Here is an 8,294-nt window from a genome sequence, read left to right as displayed (position 1 = left end):
TTATTTGGCAAATATAGACTTAATCTTTTTACTTTAATAATATTTTATATTTATAAAATATTATTAATTGTTATGCTAAGAGTCTCTTTGTTTTTTTTAATAATATCACATAAGGAGGTGTATATTCGTATATGAGTATTGTTTTTGATAATATTTGTAAGAAATTTCAACTAAATGATTTGGAAAAATATATTACAGTACTGGATCATGTATCTTTTAATGTAGAAGAGAATGAATTCATTTGTCTTTTAGGACCTTCAGGTTGTGGCAAGTCTACACTTCTTAAGATGTTAGCAGGTCTTGAAAGTATTGATGAAGGGGTGATTAATGTAGATGGAAATGAGGTAAAAGGACCTAATCCAGAGCGTGGTATGGTTTTTCAGGATTATGCATTATTCCATTGGTTGACTGTAGAGAAGAATATTGCTTTTGGACTAGAGTTAAAGGGGGTTCCAAAGGAGGTACGTAAACAAAAAGTAGATGAATGTATTGAACTTGTTGGACTTAAGGGATTTGAAAATGCATATCCTCATCAATTATCAGGAGGTATGAAACAAAGGGTTGCTATTGCAAGAGTATTGGCTATGAAACCTAAAATGATGCTTATGGACGAGCCTTTTAGTGCGCTAGATGCTTTTACTAGAATGAATATGCAGGATGAACTTATGAGTCTATGGCAAAAGCAGCGTTTTACATGTATATTTGTTACTCATGATATAGAAGAAGCAGTATACATGGCAGATAAAATAGTAGTAATGAATTCTCGTCCAGGGAAAGTTAAAACAGTAGTTTCAGTACCTTTGGCTAGACCGCGCAAAAGAACTGATTATGATTTTATTAAAATTAGAAATCATGTATTTGAACAATATGGATATCAACAATCCGAAGATATAGATTATAGCATCTGATATAGGAGATGAGTATGAATGGAGTTTAAATCTATTAAAGAATTAATAGAATTTAGAGGTAAAAATAATAGTTCAGAACTATTTATTTTCTCCCCAGAAGATGAAACTAAATTAACCTTTGGTGAGTATTACGAGGAGATAGTTAACTTAAGTAATAAATTAATTAATAGGGGACTGGAAAAAGGTGATAAAGTAGCTATTTTATTATTCAATGGACTAAACTATGCTGTAAGTTTTATGTCGGTAGTTATCGGTGGTGGAGTAGTTGTTCCTATTAATCCTAACTTAAAATCAACAGAAATAGAATATTTAGTGAAAGATTCAGATGCAAAATTTATAATTACCGATATAGACGGTATGAAAGATCTAAATAGCAAAGAACTAGATTTCAAACTTGAAGGATTAAATACTGAATTTGGTTCAAGTGGAGAGCTAAAGATAATACAGTTATCTAAGCAATTTGAAGATATTGATGATACTATTAATGAAGCTTTGAAATGGGAAGATGAAGTTTTATTATTATATACTTCTGGAACTACGGGAAAGCCTAAAGGTGTGGTTTTAACTAATGGGAATTTATTATCTGAAGCTGAAAATGTACATAAAGGTCACAAATTAACACAGAATGATATAGCACTTTGTGTTTTACCGCTATTCCACGTTAATGGATTAGTTGTAACTTTAATTAGTCCACTATTTTCTGCTGGAAAAGTTGTAATGCCTAAAAAGTTTAGAGCTAGCCAGTTTTGGAATTGGGTTGAATATTACAAAGTTACTTGGTTTAGTGTAGTACCAACTATTTTATCTATAATTCTTTCAAGAACAATAAAAGAAGAAATTGATTTATCATCCTTAAGATTTGCAAGATCTGCATCATCTTCTCTACCGGTAGCAATATTAAATGAATTTGAAAATAGATTTGGAATTCCGGTAATTGAATCCTATGGAATTTCAGAAGCCAGTAGTCAAGTAACAACTAATCCTTTACCTCCTTTAGTAAGAAAAGCAGGTTCTGTAGGTTTGCCTGTGGGAAATGAAATTAAAGTTATAGATGAAAATGGTAATGCTTTAAAGTCAAGTGTTGTAGGAGAAGTTGTAATAAGAGGTGATAACGTAACTAATGGCTATCGTAATAATTTAAATGCTAATTTAGAAGCATTTAAGAATGGATGGTTTTATACTGGAGATTTAGGATATTTTGATGAAGATGGTTACCTATTTCTTACAGGACGAAGAAAGGAACTTATTAATAGAGCAGGAGAAAAAATATCTCCTAGAGAGGTAGATGAAGTATTGTATTCGTTACCAGAAGTGGAAATGGCAGCTGCGGTTGGCGTACCAGATCCTTTTTATGGAGAAGAAGTAGTAGCTTTTATAAAACTAAGACCTGTACAAAAAATTGACGAAAAAGAAATACTGTCTTTTTGTAGTAATAAGTTAGCAGATTTTAAATTGCCAAAGAAAATATTTTTTGTAGAGGATTTACCTAAAGGTCCTAGTGGAAAAATACAAAGAAAGAAATTGGTAAAAGTATATGAAAATATACAAAATTCAGAAAGAGGAGAAAAATTTATATGAAAAAAATATCAAGCATATTACTAGTAACAATATTATTATTTGGTGCAACCCTCACTGGTTGTGGAAATACAAATAAAACACAAGCATCATCAGGTAAAACAGAAACTGTAAGAATAGGAACAAATAGAGCTTTGGGAACAGTTACACCTTATGTGGGTAAAGATAATGGAACATTTGATAAGGCTGGTATTAAACCTGAAATTGTAGATTTTCAAGATGGAACTACTCTTATGCAGGCTTTTGCGACAGGTAAGTTAGATATTGCATATGTAGGAATAGCTCCTGTAGCTACTTGGCAGGAAAAGGGAGTAGGATTAAAAGTAGTTGCTTCCGCTAATGGTGGTGGACATGTACTGCTTACCAGGGAAGATACAGGCATTAATAGCATAAAAGATTTAAAGGGTAAAAAAATAGGAGATACCAATCCTGGTTCTGTGGTGGATACTTTGTTAAGAGCTAGAATTTTAAAAGAAAAGGCAGGATTAGATCCAAGCAAAGATACAAAAATAATTACTGGATTGGCTCCGGCAGACATGCCTACAGCTCTAATGGTAACAAAGGAAGTAGATGCAGTTATTACATGGGAACCATTTGCTACTCAAGCAGAAAGTAAATTTAAAGGAGTTAAAGTATTATATGATGCAGGTGCTGAATGGAAAAAAGAGAATAATGGAAAATCATTTTATCCAGTTAATGTAGTTATAGCTAGTCAATCTTTTATTGACAAGCATCCAGATGTATTGAAAAAGTTTTTAAGTGCCAACAAGGAAACTGTTGATTTTATTAATAACCAACCTGATAAGGCAAACGATGTTATTGCCAAGGAATTAAAATTAGATAAAAGCATTGTATCAAAAGCAAGACAGAGACTAGATTATACTTGGCAAGTAGATACTTCTTCTACACTTCAAACTTTAAAATGGACAAATGAACTAGGATATCTAAAAAGTGTTCCATCAAAAGATAAATTATTTGACTTAAAGTATTTGCCTAAAAAATAAATTGATTATGAAAGGTGAATTGTGTTATGAAACATAAATATAAGAGAAGATGGCAGGGAGCTTTAGCAGTAATTATTTTTATAATTATTTGGCATGTAGCTTCAGTAACTGGACTTTTTGGAAAAATGCCAGCGGAGTACTCAGCATTGCTTCTTCCACCACCAGAAAAGGTACTAGCTACAATTTGGAATGAACTATCTACAGGCTATTTAATAGAACAGTTATCTATAAGTTTATTCAGAGTAATGATAGGCTTTGTCATATCAGTAATTATAGGTTTATCCTTGGGCTTAGCTATGGCATTAAAGCCTACCTTAAATAACATATTTGAACCTTTTGTACGTATCTTTTCACCTATTCCAGGTATAGCTTGGGTACCTCTTGCAATATTATGGTTTGGATTAGGAAATGAAGCTGCAATATTTATTATAGTTGTTGGATCTATTTTCCCTGTTTTAATTAATACTATGCAAGGTGTAAGAGCTGTTGATACAACTCTTGTAGATGCAGCTAGAACTATGGGGGCAACTCATGTTCAGGTACTTAAAAGAGTAATGCTTCCAAGCCTTATTCCCTATTTAGTAACAGGGTTTCGGTTAGGACTTGGATTTGCTTGGAGAGTGGTTATAGCTGCTGAAATGGTAGGAGTTCCAAATGGCCTTGGTTACATGCTGAGCGAAGGTAGAGCAACGGGAAGGACTGATATTACTATTGTAACTATGGTATGTCTAGGAGTAATAATGCTAATCTTTGAGGAAATATTATTTGAACCATTGGAGAAACGTACTCGTTTTTGGCGTAGAAGTATAAGTTAAATATTTAATCAGTCTACAAGTTGATATGGGAGATGTGACTATATATGAGTAATGATGTAGTAAAAGTAAATAGTGGGTTTTGTGTAGAAGTTGACGAATCTGCATGTAAAGAATGTGGATATTGTACAGAAGTATGTCCTAAAGGGATTTTTGTTATTAAAAAATCCTTTAATGAAAAAGGATATAGACCTGTAGATGCAGTTGATACAGAAAAATGTATAGGTTGTTTAAAATGTTTTTATATATGTCCTGATTTTGCTATTGATGTAAAAGAAAAGAGAAAAGAGGGCGAAGAAAAATGAAGAGAATATTTGATACAGGAAATGCAGCTATAACTGAAGCAGCTATTATATCTGGATGTAAGGTATATGCAGGGTATCCAATTACTCCAGCAACTGAACTGGCTGAAAATATGTCCAGAAGATTACCACAAGTGGGTGGATATTATGTTCAAGGAGAGGATGAACTTGCTTCTTTACACATTTGTATTGGAGCATCTCTTGGTGGTCTTAAAGCGATGACATCTACTTCTGGGCCAGGCTATGTTCTTTTTGCAGATCCATATGGTTGGGCGATTTCTAGTGAAATTCCTTTAGTTATAGTGAATGCCCAGAGAGTTGGACCTGTAAGCGGTATTACCGGTGCACCAGGTCAAGGAGAATTTTATTTAAGTAGATATCCAACTCATGGTGGTAATTTTGAGACTATAGTACTAGCACCTAATAGTGTACAAGAAGCTTTTTCAATAACTGTTGAAGCTTTTTATCTAGCAGAACGTTTTAGAACTCCAGTAACTATACTGGCAGATCAATTGGTTACAGACGGTTGGGAAACTTTAATTATTCCTGAAACAGAAGATGAAATTAAAGACATGGGATTAAAGGTTATATCTAGAAAAGTTAACTACGGACCGGAATTTTATCCTTCTACTGATGAAGTTGATGTACCACCGGTAGTTTTAGGTCATAATACTGGTGCTGCATGTTCAGATTGGACACCAACTGCTGAAGGCTACGACACAGAAGAAGTTGAATGGCAGCATAAGCACGCTCATAGGCTTATTTATAAGATTAGAAATAATAAGGATATAATTAATAAATATGAAACTTATCATTTAGAAGATAATCCTGATATCATACTAGTAGCCTATGGAAGTCCTTCAAGGGTAGTAAAAAGTGCAGTTGATGAAGCAAGAAAGCAAGGGTTAAAAGTTGGAGGTATAAGGCTGATTTCTATTTGGCCATTCCCTGATGAGATTTTTGATAAGAAGGCTATATATTTATCCGTAGAATTAAATTTTGATGGACAACTTGTAAGAGAAGTTCAGAGGGTTGTACCAAAAGGTAGTGAAGTGCATTTTGTCGGAAAATGCGGAGAACTGCCAAAGGTATCAGAATTAATTGAAATAACGGAAACACTTTTAAAGGGTGATCCAATTGTTTCAAGACCATGGGAAAGGGAGGCCTGGTAATATGGATTATTTAGCAAAAAAATATCTTCGCTCAAGAAAAATACCAAGCACAGCTTGTAGTGGATGCGGTTTAGGTCAAGTACATAAAAAGGTTCTTTTAGCTATTGATGAATTGGGACTAGGAACAGAGGATGTTGTCTGGGGAACAGGAATAGGTTGTGCTGGACGTCAGACTTTTAATACTTGGAAAGGAGATAATTTCGCCGGAACTCACGGTAGAGTTTATGCTATAGCTACAGGACTAAGATTAGCTCTTCCACCAGAAAAAAAGATCATACTTACTGTAGGTGATGGAGATGCTTTTGGTATTGGATTGCTTCATCTTCTTCATTGTATTAGACGAAATGTAGATATTACAGTTATAGTTGCTGATAACTTTGGTTATCAATCTACGGGAGGTCAATATGGTTGGACAACTCCACAAGGATATGTTACTGATAGTAGTCCATATGGAATGATGGAGCAGAATTGGACTCAAAATGGAAGAGATATACTAGATATACTTAGAGAAGCTGGGGCTACATTCCTTGCAAGGCATACAAGTATTGAGGGAAAAAATGCAGTGGAAAGTATAAAAAAGGCCATTCAAAATAAAGGTTTTTCTCTTGTGCAAATATCTTACCCTTGCGTTACAAATTTTATGGGGAAAGCACTAGGAACTCGTAAACCAGTAGATGCCTATAAATGGTTTAAAGAAAGAACTGTTAGTGGAGTACAAAAGCCATCCTCTGATGAAACTATGTTCTATACTGGGGTTTATTATGATCATAGTAATAGTCAGCCAGAATTTGCTGAACATTTGAAGGAATGGGTAGCAGATATAGAAAGGAGGCATACAGATGGGTAAGAGAAAAGAAATACTAATTAGTGGTTTTGGTGGACAAGGAGTAGTTAGAATAGGGCAAATTCTAAGTTTGGCTTCTGTTTATCAAGGTTCATATACAACTATGCTAATTAGTCATGGTACAGAGACAAGGGGCGGATATGTACGTAGCCAGGTAGTTATTTCTGATGCACCGGTAGATAGCCCAATAGTTGAAAATCCAGATTATTTTTGCGCATTATCAAAGGCAGCTTATAATAAGTTTAGTAGCTTAGTTAAAAATGGAACTATAATATATGATCCAGGCTATGTTGAAATTAAAAATGGGTCAACAGTTAATCATTTGTCTATAAATGCCAGAGAGTTGGCTACATATGAATTAGGTAAAGAACTTTTTGCTAATGTGATTGTTTTAGGAGTATTAAGTAAACTGATGTCAGATATATTAGATAAAGAGAATGTTTTAAAAGCAATGTTAGAACGTATAACACGTTTTCAAGAAGAAAATAAGAGAGCATTTGAAATGGGATATAATTTGCTTTAAGGAAATATAAGGTTTTTATAAGAAATTAAAAATTAATTTTAAAATGGACTGCATCATTTCATGCAGTCCATTTTAGTATAAATTTTAATAATTATTTAATGTATTTAGTTGGATTTTTGTCCATACAAGGCACATCAAATTGGCATAGAGCACAGCCTGCTCTTAAATTATCTTTTGAGCATAAATGTTTGATAGAGTCATCAATAATTCCGCCCAGACGCGCTCTCATTTCATCCCTCACTCTATTACGTTGTTTAAAACAAATAATTTTATTATGTCCATATTCTGATACAGCATTTATAGGGCAATGGACAACACATTTTTTACATGTATTATTTTTGTAGAATAAACAATTTCCATAAGGCTCATCATCAGTTCTAGGTGTTATTTCAAGAGGTGCATTTGTAATTATAGAGCCAAGTCTTACATTGCAGCCAGCTTCAGTTATGAGAGCTGCATGAAGACCAAATTTACCAAGTCCTGCTGCAAAAGCAGCATGGCGTTCAGACCAAGTAGCATATAGCTTGTCTGCACTGCTTACATTCTCCTTAAAGGATGGACTTTTAATACCTACTACTGCATAAAATCCTTTGGATTTAATGTATTCAGCTAATTTAGATAATACATCAGGTATAAAATAGCTGGCAATATGTCTGGATAGTGAGTAAATTTCTGGTGGTAAATCAGAGCCATTGGAATATTTATCTCTTATAAATGAAGTATATGGAAACACAATGGAAAGTACACGAATAGAATTATCTAAATTGTTAAGGTAAGGTAAATTATTATCTCTCCATATTTCTTTAGGAGTTAAATGATCAGCACTTACTACTTCTTTAAACTTTTCAAATATAGGGTCATTTCCATCAGCTACACCAATTAGTGGATTACTACTAAAAATTTGTTTAACACCATAGTTTTTTAATATAGTATTATACCCATCTTCATCAAATAAATTTTTTATAAAGTAATATAATTCTTTATTCATAATTTCTACCTTTCTAGTTTTGAAATTTATATATTTCATTATTTAAAATTGTCATGTATTACAGTCTTATACTCTTATATTGAAAAATTAGTGATCTTTTAATAAACAGAATTCTTAGTATCGGCTTGTGATACTTAGAAATCGTTGTCCTTTAGGGTAAGTCGTT

The 8,294-nt window shown here is 33.2% G+C and carries 9 protein-coding genes; 8 read left to right on the top strand and 1 reads right to left on the bottom strand.

The features are described from left to right. Positions 1-131 precede the first annotated feature (131 nt). From ABF633_RS16470 to ABF633_RS16435, 8 genes are read left to right on the top strand one after another with little or no spacing between them, the layout of a single operon-like run. Positions 132-908: an ABC transporter ATP-binding protein gene (locus tag ABF633_RS16470; RefSeq protein WP_415525003.1), complete on the top strand. Its 777-nt coding sequence runs from the start codon at positions 132-134 to the stop codon at positions 906-908. An 18-nt stretch (positions 909-926) separates the two neighbouring features. Next, the gene (locus ABF633_RS16465) at positions 927-2,486 is read left to right on the top strand and encodes an acyl--CoA ligase (protein WP_415525001.1); all 1,560 of its coding nucleotides are present in this window, start codon (positions 927-929) and stop codon (positions 2,484-2,486) included. Continuing rightward, positions 2,483-3,487 carry an ABC transporter substrate-binding protein gene (locus tag ABF633_RS16460; protein ID WP_415524999.1) on the top strand — a complete coding sequence of 335 codons (1,005 nt, stop codon included), beginning with the start codon at positions 2,483-2,485 and terminating at the stop codon, positions 3,485-3,487. Before ABF633_RS16465 ends, ABF633_RS16460 begins: the two co-directional genes overlap by 4 nt. Positions 3,488-3,513: 26 nt before the next feature. Next, on the top strand, positions 3,514-4,302 hold the full coding sequence (locus ABF633_RS16455; RefSeq protein ID WP_415524997.1) for an ABC transporter permease: 789 nt from the start codon (positions 3,514-3,516) through the stop codon (positions 4,300-4,302). A gap of 44 nt (positions 4,303-4,346) precedes the next feature. Then, positions 4,347-4,604: a 4Fe-4S dicluster domain-containing protein gene (locus ABF633_RS16450; RefSeq protein ID WP_415524995.1), complete on the top strand. Its 258-nt coding sequence runs from the start codon at positions 4,347-4,349 to the stop codon at positions 4,602-4,604. Next, a complete protein-coding gene (locus ABF633_RS16445) occupies positions 4,601-5,773 on the top strand; it encodes a 2-oxoglutarate ferredoxin oxidoreductase subunit alpha (RefSeq protein WP_415524993.1) in 1,173 nt (390 codons plus the stop codon). The genes ABF633_RS16450 and ABF633_RS16445 overlap by 4 nt, the downstream gene beginning before the upstream one ends. A gap of 1 nt (position 5,774) precedes the next feature. Continuing rightward, a complete protein-coding gene (locus ABF633_RS16440; RefSeq protein ID WP_415524991.1) occupies positions 5,775-6,620 on the top strand; it encodes a thiamine pyrophosphate-dependent enzyme in 846 nt (281 codons plus the stop codon). Continuing rightward, positions 6,613-7,140, top strand: a complete 528-nt coding sequence (locus ABF633_RS16435) for a 2-oxoacid:acceptor oxidoreductase family protein (protein ID WP_415524989.1) — start codon at positions 6,613-6,615, stop codon at positions 7,138-7,140. The genes ABF633_RS16440 and ABF633_RS16435 overlap by 8 nt, the downstream gene beginning before the upstream one ends. 91 nt (positions 7,141-7,231) lie before the next feature. Here ABF633_RS16435 and ABF633_RS16430 read toward each other — a convergent pair whose 3' ends face one another. Further along, complete coding sequence (locus tag ABF633_RS16430) at positions 7,232-8,128, bottom strand: hypothetical protein (RefSeq protein WP_415524987.1); 897 nt, start codon at positions 8,126-8,128, stop codon at positions 7,232-7,234. Positions 8,129-8,294: the final 166 nt, after the last annotated feature.

Source organism: Clostridium sp. (assembly GCF_047718555.1).
In the GTDB taxonomy this organism is placed as follows: domain Bacteria; phylum Bacillota; class Clostridia; order Clostridiales; family Clostridiaceae; genus Clostridium_I.
This window is presented reverse-complemented; position numbering and strand designations above follow the sequence as displayed.